Below are 21,619 nucleotides of genomic sequence, written 5' to 3'. Positions count from 1 at the left end.
TTAAGCACTTCCCCCCAAGTGCGGCGAAGCGGTGCACGCGAACCAAGGTAGTTAGGAATCAAAATGAACAAAATCGTAGTTATCGGCGGCGGCGCTGGCGGTATGGAGTTGATTACCAAACTGGGTCAACAACTGGGCAAAAAAGGCAAAGCCGAAATCACCTTGGTGGATCTCGCCAGCCACCACATCTGGAAACCGCTGCTGCATGAACTGGCCACCGGCAGCTTGAATGAGGGCACCAATGCCCTGGATTATCAGGTTCACGGCACCCACAACGGCTACCTGTTCCAGCGTGGCGCTTTAACCGCAATTGATCGCGACAATCGTCAGGTTATCTTGGCACCGTTGTTCGATCGCCACGGCAACCAAGTCTTAGCTGAGCGCCGTCTCGATTACGATTATCTGGTGATCGGCATTGGTGCCATCAGCAACGATTTTGGTATTGCTGGGGTTAAGGAGCACGCCTACACCTTGGATCTCACCGAACAAGCGATGGCATTGCGTGAACGGATCCAAAACCAATTTATGCAGCACGCCAGCGGTCAGCGCACTGGCAAAATGAAGGTGGCGATTGTCGGCGCCGGTGCCACTGGGGTGGAAATGGCCGCCGAGCTGTTTCACATGGCCAACACCCTGCGCGGTTACGGCTACCAATTAGAATCCGATTTGTTGGACTTAACCGTGGTTGAAGCCTCCGATTCGGTTATGCCGGCGCTGCCGAAATCGGAACTGCGTCAAGCGGTCCACGATAAGCTGATTGAAATTGGCGCCAAGGTCGCCGGCAATACTCAAGTAACCGAAGTGACCGCACAGGGCCTGACCACCAAAAATGGCGAGCTGATTGAAGCGGACTTGGTGATCTGGGCAGCCGGTGTTAAAGCCCCTGAAGTGCTGGCTACTCTTGGACTGGAACACAACCGCGCCAATCAGTTGCTGGCCGATGCCAGCGGCCGCAGCTTAAGCGATGAGCGAATTTTCACCTTTGGCGACTGCGCAGCCATCCCCCAAGCAGATGGCAGTTTCCTGCCACCACGGGGGCAGACTGCCCGCCAGATGGCGCTGCTTGTCGGCTATAACTTGATCCGCTTACTGCGCGATCCCGAAGCAGAGCTAGATAGTTACGTCTACAAGGATCTCGGCAGCTTCGTTAACTTGGCCCACTACAAGACCGTCGGCAACATGTTCTCGTTCTTGCGTGGGGGCTTGCAGGTAGTTGGTTGCCCAGCACGGTTTGTGTATGCCTCGCTGTACCGACGCCACATCATCGCCCTGCATGGCCCAATCAAGGGGGCATTGATGCTACTGCTGTGCGGCCTTAGCAGTGTGGTTCGACCGCGTCTAAAGCTGTGGTAAGCCAATCCCACTAATCAACTAATTAACTATCTATGCCGCTGCCAAATGTCATTGGTAGCGGCGCTGACCGTTTTTTTTCGCCAGCGTTCTACTGGCGTTATCGCGGCCTAAGTGCCGCTTTTGCTGTGCTTATTACCCATTCACAGCTACGAAAGGTTATTTTGATGCAACCAACCTATCCACGCCTACTGGCGCAATTAGCCCAGCACCCAAACCGCCACAACTTGCTGTCGATGCAGCGCGGTTTGGAAAAAGAGGGACTGCGGGTAAATCCCAACGGCGAGTTGGCCGAGAGCGGCCACCCGAAGGCGCTGGGGGCGAGTCTGACCCACCCATCGATCACCACCGATTTCGCCGAATCGATGTTGGAACTGGTTACCGACGTAGCGATAACCCCAGATGCGGCCATCGCCTCACTCGAAGAGCTACATCAAGCTGCGCTGTCACAACTGCCTGCAGGCGAAACTCTGTGGAACAGCAGCATGCCTGCCCGCCTTGGTAATGATGAACAGATCCAACCCGCTTGGTTTGGCCACAACAACGCTGGCTATCAGAAGCATCTGTATCGCCAAGGGTTAGCAAGACGTTACGGCAACAAGATGCAAACCATTGCTGGCATTCACTATAACTTGTCGCTTAGCGATGAGTTCTGGCAATGGCAACAGCGCTTGATTGGCCATGGCACCGCAGCGGCTAGTGAAAGGCAATCAAATGGCTATATGGGGCTGATCCGTCAGTTCCGCCGGTTGGCGTGGTTGCTCTCTTATCTGTTTGGGGCGTCACCAGCGGTGGATCGCAGCTTCTTTGGCGCGGCGGTACCGGCCCAGTTGCAACAACTTGATCTCGATACCTTCTACCTACCGTGGGCGACGTCGCTGAGAATGAGCGATCTGGGTTACAGCAGCAATGCTCAAACTGCCTTAGCGGTGCACTTTAATTCTCTGGATGAATATATCGACACCATCGCTGCAGGACTGCAAACCCCTTATCCGACCTATCAGCAATTTGATAATCAAGACGGTACCGCACTGACTCAGCTCAACAGCAACTTGCTGCAGATTGAAAATGAGTTCTACAGCATTATTCGGCCAAAACGGGTAGCAGAAAAAGGCGAGAGCCAACTGCTGGCGATGGCGCGCCGCGGCGTCCAGTATATCGAGGTGCGTAACCTTGATATCAACCCATTACTGCCGCTGGGCATTGACGCGCAACAGGCGCACTTTATCGAGTTGTTTTTACTGTACTGCGCGCTGCAACCCAGCCCACAGATTGATGCTGTCCAGCATCAACGTAACCTCGATAACTTTGCTTTAAGTGTGCAACAAGGGCGTAAGCCCGGCCTGTTACTGCAAGATGGTGATCGCCGCAAAACCCTGACCGACTGGGCCACGGAGCTACTGCAACAGATGTTGCCATTGGCCGAGCTATTGGATGAGGTGCATGGCACCGACGCCTATCGCAATAGCTGGCAAGCGCAGCTGGACAAATGCCAAGACGTCAGTTTAACGCCTTCGGCGCAACTGTTAGCCAAGCTGCAGAGTGGCCAGTCCTATCTGGCGCTAACTCATGATCTATCAAAGCAGCATGCGGCGACACTAACCGCGTTGCCGCTGACTCCAGAACGGCAGCGGCACTATCAACAGCTGGCTACGGAATCGCTACGACAATTCGAGCAGCTGGAAACCCAGCGGCAGATCCCATTTAGTGAGCACTTAGCCCAGTTGCAACAGCGCCACCAACAATTGCTTAAGCGCCACATTAGTGCCGCGTAATGCCCCAACAAACAACAAAGCCGAGCAACCTAAGTTGCTCGGCTTTACTAGATGACTAGCCGTTAGATTTCTGGCTTGTAGAACTTCAGGGTCATGCGGTCGGACTCGCCAATCGCTTGGTACTTGGCTTTGTCTTGGTCTTTCAGCGCCAGTACCGGCGGCAAGGTCCAAACCCCACGGGGATAATCCTTGATGTCTTTCGGATTGGCGTTGATTTCGCTGGCAACCGCCAAGCGGAACCCCACTTTTTCAGCCAAGGCGATCACCGCATCCTGCTCCATATAACCGCTGGCGTAGTTGTCGCCGGATGGGCCTCGGTGCTCAACCACCCCAAACACGCCACCGGGGGTTAACACATCAAAAGCGGATTGAAACACCTGTTCTAGGGTACCAGCCTTGGCCCAGTTGTGCAGATTACGGAAGGTCAGCACCATATCAACACTGGACTCTACCCCCAGCTTGGCATCGGCTGGCGGGTTAAAAACGATCACCTCGGCATCGCCGTAATTGGCCGGATCCGCGCTCAACTTCTGTTGGTACTTTTTACCCACCCGAACTCGGTAACTGTCTGGCTTGCCCGAGGTATCAAAGCTGGCGGCAATAAACTTGCCCGATGGCTTTAGATAAGGCGCCAGGATCTCACTGTACCAACCGCCACCGGGCCACAGCTCAACCACCGTCATATCAGGGTGGATCCCAAACAGTTCTAAGGTTTCCACCGGATGGCGGAACTGGTTACGTTCGATGTGAGCTGCGCTGCGATGATTACCCTCCGCTACCGCGCTCAAGGTTGGCTGGGTTTCTGCCGCCAACGGCGCCGCTAGGCTTGCCGCCAACATCGTCATCGCCACGGTGATTTTATTGGTTAGTGCCATGATTCCTCTCCATGATTTCAGCTACGCCAAGCTAACAAACGGCCATAAAAAAACGCAACCACCAATGGCTGCGCTATTTCGAATAAGATTGCTGAGACTGTAACAAAGTGCAACTACACCCACATATCCACTCCCACCATCTGCTGCAGTTGTTGCCGCAGCGGTTGTTGGGCAATTTGGGTGTAAACGTCGATGCCGCGGTTAAGCGGTTTATCCAGTTGCAGACAGTTGCGATGCTGCTGAAATTGGGCCCAATCCTGCGTTGAGCTTGGCAGCACCAAGGCCTGATTGACGCTGGCCGCCGTCGCCGAAGTATCAATCACCGCCGCCGAGCGAGCGCCGCTGACACTGCTAGGTTGGCTTGGTAATCGAGTTAATCCAATCGGCGTCAGCATCATCCAATCCTTAGGTTACATCTTGCAGCCCTTAACCAATCTCGCTTATTCGCGACCCGGCAGTTTTTTCCAAGCGACCTCGTTACGCAGGTAAACCGGTTCAACCGCTTCAACTGGTACCGCATCGCCTTTGGCAAAACCGAACTGTGCCAGTGGCATCATCATCGCCGCGCTTGGCAAACGGCAGTCAGCATTGATGCTGATCAGCGGGTTTTGCAGCAGCTGCGGGTAGGTTTCAAAACCGGTACCAACCGCCACAGTGGCAACATCAATGGCATCCAGCTGCGCTTGAATCGCTTCTGGGCGGATAACCACCTCTTCACCCACCAGTACCGCCAAGCCATCAACCGCACGGTAGTGGCCGAAATAGACCTCATCCATACGGGCATCAATAGCAGCAATCACCTCGCTGGCACCGGCATTAATCGCCCCTTGCGCCATCGCCGCTAAGTTGGATAGCGGCACCACTGGCTTATCGGCGCCCAGCGCCAACCCTTGCACCATCGCGGTGCCGATGCGAATGCCAGTAAAGCTGCCTGGGCCGCGGCCAAAGGCGATGGCATCGATGTCGTTCAAGGTAATACCAGCTTGGCTTAGCAGGCTTTCCACCATCGGCAGAATACGCTGGCTGTGCTCCCGTGGCGCTTCGGCTTCATCGGCAAACAGTTGCCCTTGGAAAGACAGCGCCGCAGAGCAATTTTCGGTGGCGGTATCGAGGATCAGGATGGTGTTGGACATTAAAGTTCTCTTAATCTTGCTATGGCGTGCGCCAATTCGCGGGTGCGAGCCATTGGCGGCAAACTGGTTAAAAACAGCTTGCCGTAGGGACGATGAACTAGGCGAGGATCGCAGATCACCATCACCCCTTGGTCTTGTTCGCCACGGATCAGGCGACCGACACCCTGCTTCAACGCAATCACCGCTTGCGGCAACAGCACTTCATGAAAAGGATCGCCATTGCGGCGCATCACTTCATCTGAGCGTGCCTTAATCAGCGGATCATCCGGCGAAGCAAACGGAAGTTTGTCGATGATAACACAGCATAAAGCGCGGCCTCTAACATCAACCCCTTCCCAAAAGCTGGAGGTGCCCAGCAGCACCGCATTGCCCAGTTGTTGAAACTTGGTCAGCATGGTGCGCTTGGAACCCTGCCCCTGCACCAACAACGGCTGGCTAAGGCGGCGTGACAAAATAAGCCCCACCTGATGCATCACCCGATAGCTGGTGAACAGCATAAAGGTGCGACCATCGGCGGCCTCAATCAGTTGCTCGGCGACCTTGGCGATCTGCTCTGGGGCATTGATAAGATGTGGCTCCGGCAGATCCCGCGGCACGCACAGCAGCGATTGCCGCTGGTAATCAAACGGGCTGTCGAGGATCAGCTCTTTGGCGTTATCCAAGCCCATTTGGCGGCTAAAATGCTGGAAACTGCCGCCAACGGTCAAGGTGGCGCTGGTAAACACCCAACTGCCACCAAAGCGGCGGTAAAAGTCACGGCAGTGCTCCGCCACCGACAGTGGACAACTGCGCAGTACAAAGTGATTACGGTGACACTCGACCGTTAACGCTTGCTGCGACGGCGTTAGGAACCGCTGCAGTCGTTGTAAGATCAGTGGCAGCCGTTCAAAACAATTATCGACCATCTCATCGCGACCAAGTTGCGGCTTAATCACGCTATGGCAAAACTGCAACGCCTCGATAACCCGTTCAAGCGCGGCGACTACCTCAGGATTTTGCAACAACTGCCGCCAATCGCTGCCGCGATCCAGCAGCTGTTCATACAGTTCAGCGTAGGCCGCTTTTAACCGCTGCCCCGCCGCCTGTAGCTGACGGCAATCGCGCAGACTGCTGAAGTAGGCGCGCTCCAGTTCGCGACTGATTTCCGCCAAGGTGCGCGAGCTCACCGATTCGGCAAAATGGTTCAGCGCCACATCCGGTAGCTGATGCGCTTCGTCAAACAGGAACAGTTCAAATTCCGGCAAAATCTCGCCAAATCCACCCTCTTTCAGCGCCATATCGGCGAAGAACAGATGATGATTGATCACCACCAGATCGGCCTGATGGGCTTTTTCGCGGGCGGCTTTTAAGCAGCAGCGATCGTATTCGGGACAGCGTTTTCCGAGACAATTATCGTGGCTAGAACCGGCCATTGAGAACGCCACTGAACCCTCTGGCACCGAGGTCACTTCGGCAAAATCGCCCGATTCAGTGCCGGATGACCACGCCCGCAGCCGCATCAGTTGATCGACCAGTTGTGGATCCTCCGGCAGATCCGCCAGCCGTCGATTTAGGTGGTAATGACACAGATAGTTGCTGCGCCCCTTTAACAGCGCCACCAACGGCGGCTGGGGAAACAGCGACAAAATAGCGGGAACGTCTTTGAAATAGAGCTGATCTTGCAGGTTTTTACTGCCGGTGCTGACCACGGTTTTGCGCCCGCTCAGCAGCGCTGGGATCAGATAGGCAAAGGTCTTGCCAATGCCGGTACCAGCTTCGGCCAACAACCGGTTGGTGGCAACCGCGTTTTTGCTGGCCGCGCGTTTGCCTTGGCGGTTTTCAGTATCGCTACTGTTGCCATCGCTGCTTTTGGCGTCAATAGCGGCACAGATCTGCGCCGCCAACTGCTGCTGCACCGCTCGCGGTCGATAACCGCTAATGCCACTGGCCAACATCCCATCTGGCCCTAAGGCCAAGGCCACCTCTTTCGCTAACCGACTCATCTGCGCCCCAAAAATAAACTGCGGGCATTATGTCATAGCCGCTTGCAGGCGCCGTTAAAAAAAGCCGAAATTGGCTATTGCCAAGCCAATTAGGCTGTATTAGCGTAAAAAGCATCTGATCTGTGGCGAATAGCTAAACGCCCACAGCAACCCAATTTCAAGGATTCAACAACGCCATGTTTATCAACGCTATCGCTCACCATCATCATCACATCAAGCGGTAGCCGTTGGCGTTTCGCTGGTGGCTGCTATTTACGGCACCGCCAGGCATCAGTCCCAATGACAAATCCCCTGGCAAGTGCCAGGGGATTTTCGTTTTACAAGGACAACAAAGATGCAAACCAATCGCTTACGAATCGCAATGCAAAAATCCGGTCGGCTCTCAAAAGAGACCGAAGCGCTGCTTAAACGCTGCGGCCTGAAACTGAATTTTCGCGAGAATCGGCTGATAAGCCCGGTCGAGAATCTGCCCATCGACATTCTACGAGTCCGCGATGACGACATCCCCGGTCTGGTGATGGATGGCGTGGTCGACTTGGGCTTTATCGGCGAAAACGTGCTGGAAGAGGAACGCCTCGAGCGCGCCGCCTTGGGCCAAGCCACCGAATACAGCGTACTGCGCCGGCTCGACTTTGGCGGTTGCCGCCTCTCCATCGCGGTACCCGAGGACAACAACTACCAAGGCGCCGGCGATCTGCAAAACTGCCGCATCGCCACCTCCTACCCCAATCTGCTGCGCCGTTACCTCAGCGATCGCGGCGTGATGTTCGCCAGCTGCATGCTCAAAGGCTCGGTCGAAGTTGCTCCTCGTGCCGGGCTGGCGGATGCCATCTGCGACTTAGTCAGCACCGGCGCCACCTTAGAAGCCAATGGCCTGAAAGAGGTCGAGGTAATTTTCAAATCCAAAGCGACCCTGATCCAAGGGCCAAGGCCACTGACCGACGAGCAACAGTCGCTAGTCAGCAAACTTTTGGTGCGTACCAACGGCGTCATTCAAGCCAAAGAGAGCAAATACATCATGCTGCACGCGCCTAAGGCCAAATTGCAGCAGGTAATCGATCTGCTGCCCGGAGCGGAGAACCCCACCATTTTGCCGCTGGCCGAAGACGACAGCCGAGTAGCCCTGCACGCGGTATCCAGTGAAACCCTGTTCTGGGACACCATGGAACAGTTAAAGACCTTAGGGGCCAGCTCCATCTTGGTGCTGCCGATTGAGAAGATGTTGGGGTAAACCGCAATGCAGATTTTACGCTGGGGTGAACTGACCCCAACCGAGCAGCAACAAGCCTTAGCCCGCGCCCAGTGCATTAGCGACAGCGCCTTAACAACGGCTGTCTCAGAAATTTTGGCGGCGGTAAAAACCCAAGGCGATCAAGCTCTGGCGGATCTGAGCGCCAAGTTCGATGGCGGCTTACCTGCACAATGGCTATTTGCGCCCGAACAGTTCGGTGAAATTGGCCAACAAACCGCGCCAGAGCTACAACAAGCGATTGATGCGGCGCTTGCCAATATCGAACGATTCCACGCCGCGCAATTGGCCGAACCAATGACCTTAGAAGTGCAAGCGGGCGTGCGCTGCCAACTGCGCAGCGAACCACTGCAGGCGGTTGGTTTGTATGTCCCCGGCGGCAGTGCGCCGCTGATCAGCACCGTGATGATGCTGGCCAAACCGGCGCAGTTGGCGGGCTGTGCCCAGACGGTCTTAGTAACGCCGCCGCCGCTGAATCCGGCCATCGCCTATGCCGCCAGCCAATGCGGCGTCAGTTTGATCGCCACCGTTGGCGGCGCCCAGGCGATTGCGGCGCTGGCCTATGGCACCGCCAGTATCCCAAAGGTGGATAAGATCTTTGGCCCCGGCAGCCGCTTTGTTACCGAAGCCAAACAGCAGGTCAACCAACAAGGCACCGCCATCGATATGCCCGCCGGCCCATCGGAGGTGTTAGTGCTGGCCGATGACAACGCCAATCCGGCTTTTGTTGCCGCCGATCTGCTATCGCAAGCTGAACACGGGGAAGACAGCCAAGCACTATTGGTGACCGATTCCATCGCCTTGGCCGAGCAAGTGGCGGGCGAGGTAACCCGCCAGCTAGCGCAATTGTCACGCCAAGCGATCGCCACCGAGGCACTGAAGCAAAGCCGAGTTATCGTTGCCGACGACCTCAACCAAGCGGTGGCCATCAGCAATGCCTACGCCCCAGAGCATCTGATCATCCAAACCGCCAACAGTGAACAGCTGGTCAACCAAGTGCGCGCCGCCGGTTCGGTGTTTGTCGGCCAGTGGAGTCCGGAATCGGTCGGTGATTACGCCAGCGGCACCAACCACGTGCTGCCAACCTACGGCGCTGCCAAGACGGTATCGAGCCTGTCACTGGCGGATTTTCAGCGCCGCTTTACCGTGCAGCAGCTTAGTCGCCAAGGTCTGCTGAACTTAGCCGAAACCGTGACTACCCTCGCCAACGCCGAGGGGCTCGATGGTCACGCCCGCGCCGTCACCATTCGTTTGGAGGCACAAGCATGAGCCTAGTTAGCCGTTTAGCCCGATCAGAGATGCTGGCGCTGGTGCCCTATTCCTCGGCTCGGCGGGAATTTTCCGGTGGCAGTCTGTTTTTAAACGCCAACGAATCGCCGTGGAACAACACCGATGTGGTCAACGCCAACCGCTACCCCGATTGTCAGCCACCACAACTGCGCCAGCAATACGCCACCTTTGCCGGGGTTAACCCAGAGCAAGTGCTGATCACCCGCGGCGCCGATGAAGGGATCGATCTGCTGTTTCGCGCCTTTTGCCGCCCTGGCGTCGATGCCGTCGGCTGTCTGACCCCAAGCTACGGCATGTACGCCATCAGCGCCGCCACCAATGCGGTCGAATGTCGGCAAATTCCGTGGACCGCGGAGTATCAACTGCCAACCGATTTTGCCGAGCAAAACCAGCTGGATAGCAAGCCGAGCAAATTGGTGTTTGTCTGTAACCCCAATAACCCCACCGGCACCGTGATAAGCGTTGCCGCCATTGCCGAGCTTGCCGCCAAGCTGCCAGATTCGCTGCTGGTGGTGGATGAAGCCTACATCGAGTTTGCGCCAGAGCTTAGCGCCGTCAGCTTACTTGAGCAGTTCGATAATCTGGTGATTTTGCGAACCCTATCTAAAGCGTTTGCGCTGGCCGGGGCGCGCTGCGGCTTTGTTCTTGCCAGTAGCGAGATCATCGCCCTACTGGAAAAGGTGATCGCCCCCTACCCGGTGCCAGAGCCTACTGCCCAACTGGCGATTGCCGCCACCAGCGATAACGGTATTACCACCATGACCGCGCAAGTGGCCGAGCTCAACCGCCAGCGCCGCCGCTTAGTCATCGCGCTTGATGAATTGGATGGGGTTGGCTCCGTGCTCGATAGCCACGCCAATTTTGTCCTGTTTGCCTGCCGGCAGAGCGAACAGGTTCATCAAACCCTCGCCGCTGACGGTCTGCTGATCCGCCGTTATCAAGCCGATAACCTGCAAGGTTGGCTGCGCGCCAGCATCGGCAGTGATCGCCAGATCAGTACCCTTATCAGCGCGCTGCAAGCGGCGCTGGCTCAATTTGCCCCGACAACACAAAAGGATGCGGTGTAATGCGTCAACCAATTCTGTTTATCGACCGTGATGGCACCTTGGTCGAGGAACCGGCCATCGACAAACAACTCGACCGCCTCGACAAGCTGGTCTTCGAGCCGATGGTGATCCCAGCGCTGCGACAGTTACAACAAGCGGGCTATAAGCTGGTGATGGTGTCCAACCAAGATGGCCTCGGTACCGCCAGCTTCCCGCAAGCCGACTTTGATGCGCCACACCAAGCGATGATGGCGCTGTTTCAAAGCCAAGGGATTGTGTTTGATGAGGTGCTGATCTGCCCTCACTTTGACCATGACAACTGCAGCTGCCGCAAACCCAAACTGGGGTTGGTACAACGCTACCTGAGCGAAGGCTTAGTCGATTTTCAGCGCTCGGCGGTGATTGGCGACCGCCAAACCGATCTGCAATTGGCCGAGTCGATGGCGATTCAAGGCGTTCGCTATGACCGCGAGCAAAATAACTGGCTGAGCATCGTCAAACAGCTAACCAGCCAAGACCGCACCGCCAGCATCCGCCGCACCACCAAAGAGACCGACATCGGGGTCAGCGTTAATCTCGATGCCGCTGGGCCGCAGCAGATCGCCACCGGCATCGGCTTTTTCGATCACATGCTGGAGCAGATCGCCACCCACGGCGGCTTCGCGCTTAAGGTTAAGGTGGATGGCGACTATCACATCGACGATCACCACAGTATCGAGGACACCGCCTTAGCACTGGGTGAAGCGCTGCGCCAAGCCCTTGCTGATAAACGTGGTATCGGCCGCTTTGGCTTTGCCCTGCCTATGGATGAAGCGCAAGCCCAGTGTTTACTGGATCTCTCTGGCCGCGCTTATCTGCGCTTTGAAGCCGAGTTCAGCCGCGATGCGGTCGGCGGCCTTAGCACCGAAATGGTGCCGCACTTTTTCCGCTCGCTGGCCGATGGCCTGGCGTGCACCCTGCACCTATCGGTTAATGGCAGCAATGAACACCACAAAGTGGAAGCGCTGTTTAAGGTGCTGGGGCGCGCGCTACGACAAGCGATCGCCAAACAAGGCAATGAGTTGCCCTCCTCCAAGGGGGTGCTGTAATGACGGTGATTATCGATACCGGCTGTGGCAACTTTGCCTCGGTGCAATTTGCTCTGAAGCGCCTGGGTTGCAACGCCATCTTAAGCGACGACCCCAGCACCATCTTAAGCGCCGATCGCTTGATTTTACCGGGGGTAGGCTCGGCACAAGCGGCGATGCAAAAGCTGCGTGAACGCCAGTTGCTGCCGCTGCTTGCCCAAATCGAACAGCCGCTGCTGGGGATCTGTCTGGGGATGCAACTGCTGGGTGAATATTCGCAAGAGGGCGACACCGCTCTTACCGGGCTCTTGCCCTGCAGCAGCCAGCGCTTAGAAACCGCCGGCCATCCGCTGCCACACATGGGCTGGAACCAACTGACCGTCAGCGATCATCCGCTGTTTCACGGCATCAACAACGGTGACTATGTCTACTTCGTTCACAGTTATGGTGTGCCGGTTGGCGAACTCACTCTAGCCAGCAGCGATTATGGCCAACCGTTTTCCGCCGCCATCGGCCGTGACAACCTGATGGGACTGCAGTTTCACCCAGAGCGCAGTAGCGCCGTGGGCGCAAAGATCTTACAAAACTTTTTGGAGCTTCAAGGATGATCATCCCAGCCATTGATCTGATTGGCGGCAACGTAGTTCGCCTGAAACAAGGCGACTTTAGCCAAGTGACCAACTTCGATATCGATGCCATTGCCCAGCTGAGTCGCTATCAGCAAGCGGGCAGCCAGCAACTGCACTTGGTCGACCTTGATGGCGCCAAAGATCCCAGTAAACGGCAACTGGATGCCATCGCCACCATCGTTGCTAATGTTAAGGCGCCAATCCAAGTGGGGGGCGGCATTCGCACCGAAGCGGAAGTTGAGGCGCTGCTGAGCCTTGGGGTCAACCGTGTGGTTATCGGTTCGCTGGCGGTCAGTCAACCGCAATTGGTTGGCGGCTGGCTCGAACGTTATGGCCGCGAACGCTTCACCATCGCCTTGGACGTCCGCCTCGATAACGACGGTACCCCACAAGTGCTGACCCACGGCTGGCAGCAAGGCTCGGGCAAAAAGATGAGTGACGCCATCGACCCACTGCTGGCGGCAGGCATGAGCCACGTGCTGTGCACCGATGTCGATCGCGACGGCATGATGTTTGGCCCCAACTTTGATCTCTACGACCGACTGCAACAGCAGTTTCCAATGCTTAAGTGGCAGGCCTCCGGCGGCATTCACCAGCTTGACGATCTGGCTAAGCTCAAACAGCTTAACGTTAGCGGGGTAATCATCGGCAAGGCGCTGCTGGCAGGCACCTTTACCATTGAGGAGGCGCTGGCATGTTGGCAAAACGCTTGATCCCCTGTCTGGACGTGCGCGATGGCAAAGTGGTCAAAGGGGTTCAGTTTAAAAACCACCAGATTGTCGGCGACATCGTGCCGCTGGCGGCGCGTTACGCCCAAGAAGGCGCCGATGAGTTGGTGTTCTATGACATCACCGCCAGCGTCGATGGTCGCACCGTGGATAAAAGCTGGGTGGCACGGGTAGCCGAACAGTTAGATATCCCATTCTGCGTTGCCGGTGGCATAAAAACCGTCGCCGATGCCGCGCAGATCTTGGCCGATGGCGCTGATAAAATTTCGGTCAATAGCCCTGCCCTTGCAGATCCCGATCTTATCAACCGCCTTAACGACCGCTTTGGCCGCCAATGCGTGGTGGTCGGTATCGACAGTTGGTTTGATGCCGCCAGCAATCAGTACCGCGTTAAGCAATACACCGGCTCCGAGCAGTCCACCATTGAGGCCGGTTGGACCACTCTAGAATGGGTGCAAGAAGTGCAGCGCCGCGGCGCCGGCGAAATCGTACTGAATACCATGAACCAAGATGGCGTGCGCCAAGGCTATGATCTTACTCAGCTCAAGCTGGTGCGCGAGGTATGCAAAGTGCCCTTGATCGCCTCCGGCGGCGCTGGCACACCCGCCCACTTTGCCGATGTATTTACCCAAGCCAAGGTCGATGGTGCACTGGCCGCATCGGTGTTTCACAAAGGGATCATCGCCATCCCAGAGTTAAAAGCCTATCTTCGTAAGCAACAGATTGAGATCCGTCCATGAAAGCAAACTCTGAGCTCACCGTTGAACAAGTCAAAGTGGACTGGGACAAGGTCGCCAATCTCGTGCCGGCCATCGTCCAACACCACTTAACCGGCCAAGTGCTGATGCAGGGCTACATGAACCCTGCAGCGCTGGCGCACACCCTGGAAACCGGCTTGGTGACCTTCTATAGCCGCTCTAAGCAACGACTGTGGACCAAAGGGGAAGCGTCCGGCAACACCCTAAGCTTGGTGACCTTGGGTTCCGATTGCGATCACGACAGCATTTTGATCCAAGCCCTACCCGCCGGTCCCACTTGCCATTTAGGCAGCAACAGTTGCTTTGCGGATGGTGACAATCAGCCGATGCTAGGCAAGCTTGCGAACGTTATCGCCGCTCGTCGCCACGCCGATCCCAACAACAGTTACACCGCCTCGCTGTTGCAAGGGATGCCCCGCCGAGTCGCGCAAAAAGTCGGTGAAGAAGGGGTCGAGGTGGCGCTGGCCGCCGCCACTAACGATAAAGACAACCTGAAGCAGGAAGCGGCGGATCTGCTCTATCACCTAACGGTGCTGCTAGAACAACAGCAAGTCAGCTTCGAAGAGGTACTGCAAGTGCTACTGCAGCGCGCCAAATAAGCGTTTGCTGGAACAACAATTGGTAGTAGCTAACAAGGCGTTGAAGCCCCCCACAATGGAGCTTCAACGCCTTAAATTTTCGGCTGCGCCAGATCGCCTCTTAGGAACGTTTAATGCATTACTGCATTACCGTACAAGGAGCCGCCTTTGGAGCCGGTAAATCGTTTTCTCTGCTACCTAAACCATTATCAGAATCAGGATCTTGAGGCTGTATCGGCGATGTTTGCTGATGATGTCCAACTGCGGGATTGGAAAATTTCCGTGGTAGGCAAAGCCGCGGCAATAAGCGAAACCGAGAAAAATTTTGCCAATGTCGACGGCATCACCATTGAGGTGTTATCGACCATGGTTAACGCTAATGCCGTTGCCGGTGAACTTATAATCGTAGTCGATGGCAGCGAAGTGCTGCACGTTGTTGATGTTATTCGCTTTAATGAAGCAGGCTTAGTGACATCGATTCATGCCTATCTTGGCCGCTCGAACTAGAGCGTGTTGACGCCATAAAAAACGCCGCTTCAATTGAAGCGGCGTTTGGTTGGTGCGATCTGTGCTTCGGCTTAGTTGCCGTGCAACAGTTCCGATTCTTCGATGCGGGCTTTGAGCTTCTGTCCTGGACGGAAGGTCACTACGCGACGAGCGGTAATTGGAATATCTTCACCGGTTTTTGGGTTGCGTCCTGGCCGCTCCGTCTTTTCCCGAAGATCGAAGTTGCCAAAACCGGACAGTTTCACCTGCTCGCCGGCTTCCAAGGCTAAGCGGATCTCTTCAAAAAAAGCTTCCACCAGATCCTTGGCGTCGGTTTTATGCAGATTCAGTTCCTCAATGAGGATCTCTGCCATATCGGCTTTGGTCAGAGCCATTTTTTTAATCCCTCAACTGTGCGTTGAATTCGGACTTCAGGGTTGCAACGATGTTCTCAACGGTATCGGCGATCTCTTTCTCTTCCAGAGTACGGTCGACCGCTTGCAGCGTTAGAGCGATGGCCAAACTCTTATGGCCTTCGGCAACACCTTTACCTGTGTATACGTCGAACAAGTTTACGGCAACCAGTTGATTTCCGCCAACATTTTCAATCATTTTGGTAACATCGCCAGCACCGATTTGATCCGCTACCACAACCGCAATATCGCGACGGTTAGCAGGGAACTTAGACACTGGAGCCGCTTTTGGCAGCTGACGGTCAACGATCGCGGCTTGAGCAATTTCAAACACCACGGTACGGCCGTTCAGACCCAGTTTCTTTTCGTGCTGTGGGTGGATAGCGCCGATCAGACCAACCACTTCATCACCTTTTAGGATCTCAGCGGTTTGACCTGGGTGCAGCGCGCTGTGGCTTGCCTTGCGGAAGCTGAACTGCTCTGGGGCATTGGTCAGTGCCAGTACCGCTTCCAGATCGCCTTTCAGATCGAAGAAATCAACGGTGCTGGAAGCCATGTCCCAGTGCTCTTCGCTCTGGTTACCAGCGATAACGCCGGCCAGCATTGGCTGCTGTACCCAACCGTCAACCACGTAGCTGCCCGCAGGCGCATTGCCGTTGTCTTTGGTAAAGCGCAGACCGGATTCAAAGAAACGAACGCGACCTTGCTGACGTGCTTGGTTGTGCGCTACTGCACCCAGCAGACCAGTCCACAGCGATACTCGCATCGCCGACATTTCGGAGCTGATTGGGTGTGGCAGGATCAGCGCTTCATCCTGAGGGTGCAGACGCTGCTGCACTTTTGGATCAACAAAGCTGTAGGTGATCGCTTCTTGGAAGCCACGATCGACCAGCAGGCTGCGAATGCGTGCCAGCGGCAGTTTGGCTTCTTGATGGTTGGTCATCTTCAACTCGGCGGTTGGTGCCAAGTTCGGGATGTTGTTGTAGCCGTAGATACGAGCCACTTCTTCGATCAAGTCTTGCTCGATCGCCATATCGAAGCGCCAGCTTGGGGCAATCGCTTGCCAATCGCCGTCAACCACGGTTACCTGACAACCCAGACGGGTCAGGATCTCGCTCACATCGGCATCGTCAATCTCGTGACCCAGCAGCGCGTCCAGCTTCTCGCGGCGCAGCAGGATGTTGGCTTGCTGTGGCAGATGCTCATCAGATTTCACTTCAACCACTGGGCCAGCTTCACCGCCGCAGATCTGCAGCAGCAGCTCGGTCGCACGCGCCATCGCTTTGGCTTGCAGCTGAGAATCCACGCCACGCTCGAAACGGTGCGACGCGTCGGTGTGCAGACCGTAAGCACGGGCTTTACCGATGATTGACAGCGGGTTGAAGAACGCACACTCCAGCAGCACATCGGTGGTGTCAACGGTCACGCCGCTGGCTTCGCCGCCGAAAATGCCCGCCAGTGCCAACGGACCATTGTCATCGGCGATCAGCAGGGTGTCAGCTTTGATCTCAACTTCGTTGCCATCCAGCAGAGTCAGCTTTTCGCCGGCCTCTGGCATACGAACTTGGATATCGCCTGCCAGCTTCGCCAAGTCGAAAGCGTGCATTGGCTGACCCAGTTCCAGCATCACAAACGCGGTGATGTCGACTACTGGATCGATGCTGCGAATGCCGCTACGACGCAGACGCTCTTGCATCCACAGCGGGGTGGCAGCTTTGACGTTAACGTTTTTGATCACGCGGCCTTGGTAGCGTGGGCAGTGCTCTGGCGCCAGCACTTTGATGCCATGGGTAGCATCGATGGTGGCGGTCACTTCAGCGACGGCTGGCTCGTTAACGGCGATGCGGTTCAGTACGCCCACTTCGCGCGCCAAACCAGCCAGACCCAGACAGTCTGCGCGGTTTGGAGTCAGATCGACTTCAATGATGTTGTCGTTCAGCTCTAGGTATTCGCGGATGTCGGTGCCCAGCGGTGCGTCTTCTGGCAATTCGATGATGCCGTCGGATTCGATGTTGATGCCCAGCTCTTTGAATGAGCACAGCATGCCGTGGGATGGTTGACCACGCAGTTTGGCTTTCTTAATTTTGAAGCCGCCTGGCAGTTCTGCGCCAATGGTCGCCACCGCGACAGTCAGGCCCAAACGACAGTTAGCCGCACCACACACGATATCCAGCAGCTCTTGTGCGCCGATATCAACTTTGGTTACGCGCAGCTTGTCCGCATCTGGGTGTTGGCCACACTCCACCACGCGACCAATTTTCACGCCGTGGAAGTCACCAGCCACTGGCTCTACACCGTCTACTTCCAGACCAGCCATGGAGATCTGCTCAGACAGCTCTTCGGTGGTCAGCGCAGGGTTGGCCCATTGACGTAGCCAAGATTCACTGAATTTCATCTTCTCTAATTCCTTAACTTGGCTTACTGGAACTGCTTCAAGAAACGCAGATCGTTCTCGAAGAAGGCACGCAGATCGTTAACGCCGTAGCGCAGCATGGTCAGACGCTCTACGCCCATACCAAAGGCGAAGCCGGAGTATTTCTCAGGATCGATGCCAACGGATTCCAGCACCTTCGGATGCACCATGCCGCAACCCAACACTTCCAGCCACTTGTCGCCTTTACGACGCACGTCCACTTCCGCAGATGGCTCAGTGAATGGGAAGTAAGATGGACGGAAACGCACTTCCAAGTCTTCTTCAAAGAAGTTTTGCAGGAAGTCGTACAGCACGCCTTTCAGTTCAGTGAACGATACTTTTTCCGCCACCAGCAGACCTTCTACCTGATGGAACATCGGGGTGTGGGTCATGTCGTAGTCATTACGGTATACGCGGCCTGGGCAGATGATGCGGATTGGCGGCTGTTGCTTTTCCATGGTGCGGATCTGCACACCAGAGGTGTGAGTACGCAGCATCAGATCAGGATTGAAGAAGAAGGTATCGTGATCGGTACGAGCTGGGTGGTGCGCCGGGATGTTGAGCGCGTCGAAGTTGTGGAAACCATCTTCGATCTCTGGACCGGAAGCCACTTCAAAGCCCAGATCAGCAAAGAACTTCTCGATGCGTTCGATGGTGCGGCTTACTGGGTGCAGGCCGCCGGTGCTCAGCTTACGACCTGGCAGGGTGACGTCTACGGATTCCGCCGCCAGCTTGGCGTTCAGCGCTTCGCTTTGCAGCGCTTCAATGCGCGCGCTCAGGGCTTGCTGCACCTGTTGCTTGCCGACGTTGATCTGTTGACCAGCCGCAGGACGTTCCTCGGCGGACAGTTGGCCTAGGGTTTTCATCAGGGCGGTGATTTCGCCCTTTTTACCCAGATAGTTTACCCGGATCTCGTCCAGGGCTTTCAGGTCGGAGGTGGCTTCAATGGCCGCCAGCGCCTGAGCAACGATATCTGCTAATTGCTGCATGATGTTCTCGGTACCGATCCGATTAGTGAATTGCCAAAGGCATAAAGGGTTGAAATATTACTTTATTGACGCTGCCAGCAAAAGTGTTGGCGGCGTTGATGTGCGCGGCTTTACGACAAAAAGTGTAGTGCTTGCACACACCTTAACCACCACGGCGAACAATCCGCTTAAGATTCGCTCTCGCCAGATGCTGAATTTACCACCACAATGATTAATGTCACTGGAAAATCAACAAGCTAGTACACGGCGGCTTAAGGAAGAGAAAATGAGAGTAGCTCGAACAACTTTGATGGCCATCAGCGCAGGATTAGCGCTACTGCTAAGCGGTTGTGGCCAAGCTGACAAGGCGCCAGCATCAATCGATGCCAGCAGCATCAGCGCCAGCCAGCAGCAGATGATCAACTGTACCGCCTACTACCAGCTGAGCAGCGCCACCATTACCAAGATGGGGGTACAGCGGATGGCGCCAGTGGCGGAACGACTGGCCGCATCGGCAGACGCCTTGCAATTGCGCCTTGGTGAAGCGCTGGGAGCCAAACGCAGTAGCGAATTGCTGAACCAAGCTAAGCAGCAGATGCTCACGTCGCTGCCGAATCCCAATCAGTTAGGGCCATTGATGCAGCAATATAAAGAACCCTGCCAACAACTGATGATTCAAGGCTAGGGCGTGTTGACGTTTGGTGTTCAGAATTTGGTCGAGGATAGCGGCTGTCAATCGAGGATTGCGATTGAAGGCATAGTGGCTCTACGTCGAAATCGTATGACGAAGAGTGACAGCTGCTAGTCCGACCCTGCAAGGCGCCCCTTCGTGACCATTGAACAGTAAAATTAACCGACTAAGTTCAATTTGCTGTCAAAAGTTGCCAATAATGGGCGCAAAAATATTCGGCAAAGGTCAACACGCCCTAGTTAAAATCGCCTCACTCCACGTTGTCCAACTTACTGGTAGAGCCCACTAGCAGCCGCGTTGAACGCCTTGATTGAGACGATTTTTCCTGCGCCTAGAGCTGTAATAACAAAAGCGGCGGTAGGATTTCCCTCCGCCGCTTTGGTTTTCGCTCTAGCTCTAGCTTTTACTGACCACTAACAACTAACCACTTCGAACTGATAGCTAATCGCACTAATCACCAATAACGGCGTTTATCTAACCATCGCTATTACTGAATGTTCAGCAGTTCGACATCGAAGATCAGTACCGAGCCAGCAGGGATGCTGCCAACGCCGCGATTGCCGTAGGCTAGGTTGGCCGGAATAAAGAAGCGTTTCTTCTCGCCTACCACCATGGTTTGCACCCCTTCAGTCCAGCCTTTAATCACTTGATTCAGCTTAAAGGTGGCGGGTTGGTCGCGTTCAACAGAGCTGTCAAACACGGTGCCGTCAGTCAGGGTGCCGTGATAGTGGACAGTCACACTGTCGGTGGCCTTCGGGTTACGGCTGCCACCGCCAACGGTCAGAACTTGGTACTGCAGACCACTTTCGGTGCTGATAACGCCATCATTTTTGGCATTTTGCACCAAAAACTGTTCGCCCAATTCAATGTTTTTCGCAGCGGTCTTCTTAGCGGCGAGCGAGCGCTGAAACATCAACAAACTCAAACCGATAAGCACTACGGCAATGACAATTTTAGTCACGGGTTAGTCTCGTTAAACGGAAATTGGCAACACTGTAGCAGATGGCCAAAGCGGGCAACAGAGGCCAAACTAGGGCAGCTGAGCAGCGTTTGCGCAATCGCACCATTTTTTAAGCAAAATCGCCGTCTAGGCTGTCGAATTGCCGCCGCGCATCTGCTAAAACAACCCTCGTTCTATCAACCGATACCCAAACTAATAATTAGAGTTGCGCTATGAATATCCTGTCGATTCAGTCTCATGTTGCCTTTGGTCACGCCGGTAACGCCTCTGCGGTGTTTCCACTGCAACGGATGGGGCTGAATGTTTGGCCAGTGCACACCGTCATGTTCTCTAACCACACAGGCCACGGCAGCTGGCGAGGTCCGGTGTTTGCCCCAGAAACCATCAGTGATGTGATTGAGGGCATTGCCGAACGCGGTGTATTGCCAAGTTGTGATGCGGTGTTGTCCGGTTACATGGGCGCACCGGCGATGGCCGATGTTATCTTAGACGCGGTGGCTAAAGTAAAAACCGCCAATCCACAGGCGCTGTATTGCTGCGATCCGGTCATTGGTGATACCGATCGCGGCGTATTTGTTCGCCCAGGGGTACCGGAACACTTTCGCGATAAAGTGATCCAACACGCCGATATCATTACTCCTAACCACTTTGAAGCGGAATACCTAACCGACACTCGGATTGTCGATCTGGACTCGGCGATCTTCGCCGCCCGACAACTGCTGGCTCAAGGCCCACAGATCGTATTAATCACCAGCCTGATGCGCCACGATGCACCAACCGATAGCATCGAGATGTTGGCAGTAACCGCGGACCAAGCGTGGTTGGCGACCGCACCATTGCTTACCTTCCCAACGCCGATGAACGGCTCTGGCGATGCCACCACTGCGCTGTTTTTGGCCAAGTACCTGCAATGTCGTGACCTAAAAGCGTCACTGGAACACGTCGCCGCCGCGATGTTTGGGGTATTTAACCTAACCCATCAGCAACAAAGCCGTGAGCTGTTGCTGATCCCAGCGCAAAACGAGCTGGTGCAGCCAACCTTAGTGATTGACGCCCAAGCGGTCTAGTAATCCGGCTCATTAGACCATGTTGATGTTTGCTGTTCAGAGTTTGGTCGAGGATAGCGGCTGTCAATCAAGGATTGCGATTGAAGGCATAGTGGCTCTACGTCGAAATCGCGTGACGAAGAGTGACAGACGCTAGTCCGACCCCGCTGGACGAAAAAAT

The 21,619-nt window shown here is 55.4% G+C and carries 22 protein-coding genes; 14 read left to right on the top strand and 8 right to left on the bottom strand.

Annotated elements, in window-relative coordinates; translation table 11 throughout:
- The first annotated feature begins 63 nt into the window (after nucleotides 1-63).
- Together G506_RS0100630 and gshA are read left to right on the top strand one after the other, a co-directional pair.
- Entirely contained in the window at nucleotides 64-1,353 is a 1,290-nt protein-coding gene (locus G506_RS0100630) for an NAD(P)/FAD-dependent oxidoreductase (protein WP_028115189.1), read from the top strand.
- A gap of 164 nt (nucleotides 1,354-1,517) precedes the next feature.
- Nucleotides 1,518-3,125 (top strand): glutamate--cysteine ligase, encoded by a 1,608-nt coding sequence (gene gshA, locus G506_RS18305; protein ID WP_169628054.1) that lies wholly within the window; start codon nucleotides 1,518-1,520, stop codon nucleotides 3,123-3,125.
- 62 nt (nucleotides 3,126-3,187) lie between these two features.
- Here the strand turns inward: gshA and G506_RS0100620 are convergent, their stop codons facing one another.
- The 4 genes from G506_RS0100620 to G506_RS0100605 form a co-directional block, all read right to left on the bottom strand.
- A complete protein-coding gene (locus G506_RS0100620) occupies nucleotides 3,188-4,000 on the bottom strand; it encodes a class I SAM-dependent methyltransferase (RefSeq protein WP_028115188.1) in 813 nt (270 codons plus the stop codon).
- A gap of 113 nt (nucleotides 4,001-4,113) precedes the next feature.
- Nucleotides 4,114-4,395, bottom strand: a complete 282-nt coding sequence (locus tag G506_RS0100615; RefSeq protein WP_156904743.1) for a hypothetical protein — start codon at nucleotides 4,393-4,395, stop codon at nucleotides 4,114-4,116.
- A gap of 45 nt (nucleotides 4,396-4,440) precedes the next feature.
- Nucleotides 4,441-5,133, bottom strand: coding sequence for a tRNA (adenosine(37)-N6)-threonylcarbamoyltransferase complex dimerization subunit type 1 TsaB (tsaB, locus tag G506_RS0100610; protein WP_028115186.1), 693 nt, complete (start codon nucleotides 5,131-5,133; stop codon nucleotides 4,441-4,443).
- The gene (locus tag G506_RS0100605) at nucleotides 5,133-7,115 is read right to left on the bottom strand and encodes a DNA repair helicase YoaA (protein ID WP_035386861.1); all 1,983 of its coding nucleotides are present in this window, start codon (nucleotides 7,113-7,115) and stop codon (nucleotides 5,133-5,135) included. Before G506_RS0100605 ends, tsaB begins: the two co-directional genes overlap by 1 nt.
- Before the next feature lie 334 nt (nucleotides 7,116-7,449).
- On the opposite strand from G506_RS0100605, the gene hisG reads away from it, so the two are divergent.
- The 9 genes from hisG (at nucleotide 7,450) to G506_RS0100560 (ending at nucleotide 14,967) form a co-directional block, all read left to right on the top strand.
- Nucleotides 7,450-8,346, top strand: a complete 897-nt coding sequence (hisG, locus tag G506_RS0100600) for an ATP phosphoribosyltransferase (protein ID WP_028115184.1) — start codon at nucleotides 7,450-7,452, stop codon at nucleotides 8,344-8,346.
- Nucleotides 8,347-8,352: 6 nt separating this feature from the next.
- On the top strand, nucleotides 8,353-9,633 hold the full coding sequence (gene hisD / locus G506_RS0100595; protein WP_028115183.1) for a histidinol dehydrogenase: 1,281 nt from the start codon (nucleotides 8,353-8,355) through the stop codon (nucleotides 9,631-9,633).
- A complete protein-coding gene (gene hisC, locus G506_RS0100590) occupies nucleotides 9,630-10,721 on the top strand; it encodes a histidinol-phosphate transaminase (protein ID WP_028115182.1) in 1,092 nt (363 codons plus the stop codon). Before hisD ends, hisC begins: the two co-directional genes overlap by 4 nt.
- Entirely contained in the window at nucleotides 10,721-11,788 is a 1,068-nt protein-coding gene (hisB, locus tag G506_RS0100585; RefSeq protein WP_028115181.1) for a bifunctional histidinol-phosphatase/imidazoleglycerol-phosphate dehydratase HisB, read from the top strand. The genes hisC and hisB overlap by 1 nt, the downstream gene beginning before the upstream one ends.
- The gene (gene hisH / locus G506_RS0100580) at nucleotides 11,788-12,375 is read left to right on the top strand and encodes an imidazole glycerol phosphate synthase subunit HisH (RefSeq protein ID WP_028115180.1); all 588 of its coding nucleotides are present in this window, start codon (nucleotides 11,788-11,790) and stop codon (nucleotides 12,373-12,375) included. Before hisB ends, hisH begins: the two co-directional genes overlap by 1 nt.
- Complete coding sequence (gene hisA, locus G506_RS0100575; RefSeq protein ID WP_028115179.1) at nucleotides 12,372-13,109, top strand: 1-(5-phosphoribosyl)-5-[(5-phosphoribosylamino)methylideneamino]imidazole-4-carboxamide isomerase; 738 nt, start codon at nucleotides 12,372-12,374, stop codon at nucleotides 13,107-13,109. Before hisH ends, hisA begins: the two co-directional genes overlap by 4 nt.
- The gene (gene hisF, locus G506_RS0100570; protein ID WP_028115178.1) at nucleotides 13,091-13,864 is read left to right on the top strand and encodes an imidazole glycerol phosphate synthase subunit HisF; all 774 of its coding nucleotides are present in this window, start codon (nucleotides 13,091-13,093) and stop codon (nucleotides 13,862-13,864) included. The genes hisA and hisF overlap by 19 nt, the downstream gene beginning before the upstream one ends.
- Nucleotides 13,861-14,481 carry a bifunctional phosphoribosyl-AMP cyclohydrolase/phosphoribosyl-ATP diphosphatase HisIE gene (hisIE, locus tag G506_RS0100565; RefSeq protein WP_028115177.1) on the top strand — a complete coding sequence of 207 codons (621 nt, stop codon included), beginning with the start codon at nucleotides 13,861-13,863 and terminating at the stop codon, nucleotides 14,479-14,481. Before hisF ends, hisIE begins: the two co-directional genes overlap by 4 nt.
- A gap of 147 nt (nucleotides 14,482-14,628) precedes the next feature.
- Entirely contained in the window at nucleotides 14,629-14,967 is a 339-nt protein-coding gene (locus G506_RS0100560) for a nuclear transport factor 2 family protein (protein WP_028115176.1), read from the top strand.
- Nucleotides 14,968-15,038: 71 nt separating this feature from the next.
- Here the strand turns inward: G506_RS0100560 and G506_RS0100555 are convergent, their stop codons facing one another.
- From G506_RS0100555 to pheS, 3 genes are read right to left on the bottom strand one after another with little or no spacing between them, the layout of a single operon-like run.
- Nucleotides 15,039-15,341, bottom strand: coding sequence for an integration host factor subunit alpha (locus G506_RS0100555; RefSeq protein ID WP_028115175.1), 303 nt, complete (start codon nucleotides 15,339-15,341; stop codon nucleotides 15,039-15,041).
- Between the two features lie 4 nt (nucleotides 15,342-15,345).
- On the bottom strand, nucleotides 15,346-17,754 hold the full coding sequence (pheT, locus tag G506_RS0100550; protein WP_028115174.1) for a phenylalanine--tRNA ligase subunit beta: 2,409 nt from the start codon (nucleotides 17,752-17,754) through the stop codon (nucleotides 15,346-15,348).
- Nucleotides 17,755-17,777: 23 nt separating this feature from the next.
- On the bottom strand, nucleotides 17,778-18,761 hold the full coding sequence (pheS, locus tag G506_RS0100545; protein WP_028115173.1) for a phenylalanine--tRNA ligase subunit alpha: 984 nt from the start codon (nucleotides 18,759-18,761) through the stop codon (nucleotides 17,778-17,780).
- A 49-nt stretch (nucleotides 18,762-18,810) separates the two neighbouring features.
- Between pheS and G506_RS20790 the strand changes: the two genes are divergently transcribed.
- Both G506_RS20790 and G506_RS0100535 read left to right on the top strand, forming a co-directional pair.
- Nucleotides 18,811-18,972 (top strand): hypothetical protein, encoded by a 162-nt coding sequence (locus tag G506_RS20790; protein ID WP_156904742.1) that lies wholly within the window; start codon nucleotides 18,811-18,813, stop codon nucleotides 18,970-18,972.
- A gap of 54 nt (nucleotides 18,973-19,026) precedes the next feature.
- Nucleotides 19,027-19,425, top strand: a complete 399-nt coding sequence (locus G506_RS0100535; RefSeq protein ID WP_156904741.1) for a hypothetical protein — start codon at nucleotides 19,027-19,029, stop codon at nucleotides 19,423-19,425.
- A 493-nt stretch (nucleotides 19,426-19,918) separates the two neighbouring features.
- Here G506_RS0100535 and G506_RS0100530 read toward each other — a convergent pair whose 3' ends face one another.
- Nucleotides 19,919-20,344 carry a BamJ family beta-barrel-assembly machinery protein gene (locus G506_RS0100530; RefSeq protein ID WP_205619462.1) on the bottom strand — a complete coding sequence of 142 codons (426 nt, stop codon included), beginning with the start codon at nucleotides 20,342-20,344 and terminating at the stop codon, nucleotides 19,919-19,921.
- A 260-nt stretch (nucleotides 20,345-20,604) separates the two neighbouring features.
- Between G506_RS0100530 and pdxY the strand changes: the two genes are divergently transcribed.
- A complete protein-coding gene (gene pdxY, locus G506_RS0100525) occupies nucleotides 20,605-21,459 on the top strand; it encodes a pyridoxal kinase PdxY (RefSeq protein WP_028115169.1) in 855 nt (284 codons plus the stop codon).
- Nucleotides 21,460-21,619 lie beyond the last annotated feature (160 nt).

It is taken from the genome of Ferrimonas senticii DSM 18821, from assembly GCF_000422665.1.
GTDB lineage: Bacteria > Pseudomonadota > Gammaproteobacteria > Enterobacterales > Shewanellaceae > Ferrimonas > Ferrimonas senticii.
The sequence above is the reverse complement of the archived record's forward strand: the minus strand, read 5'-3'. Positions and strand labels throughout refer to the sequence as shown.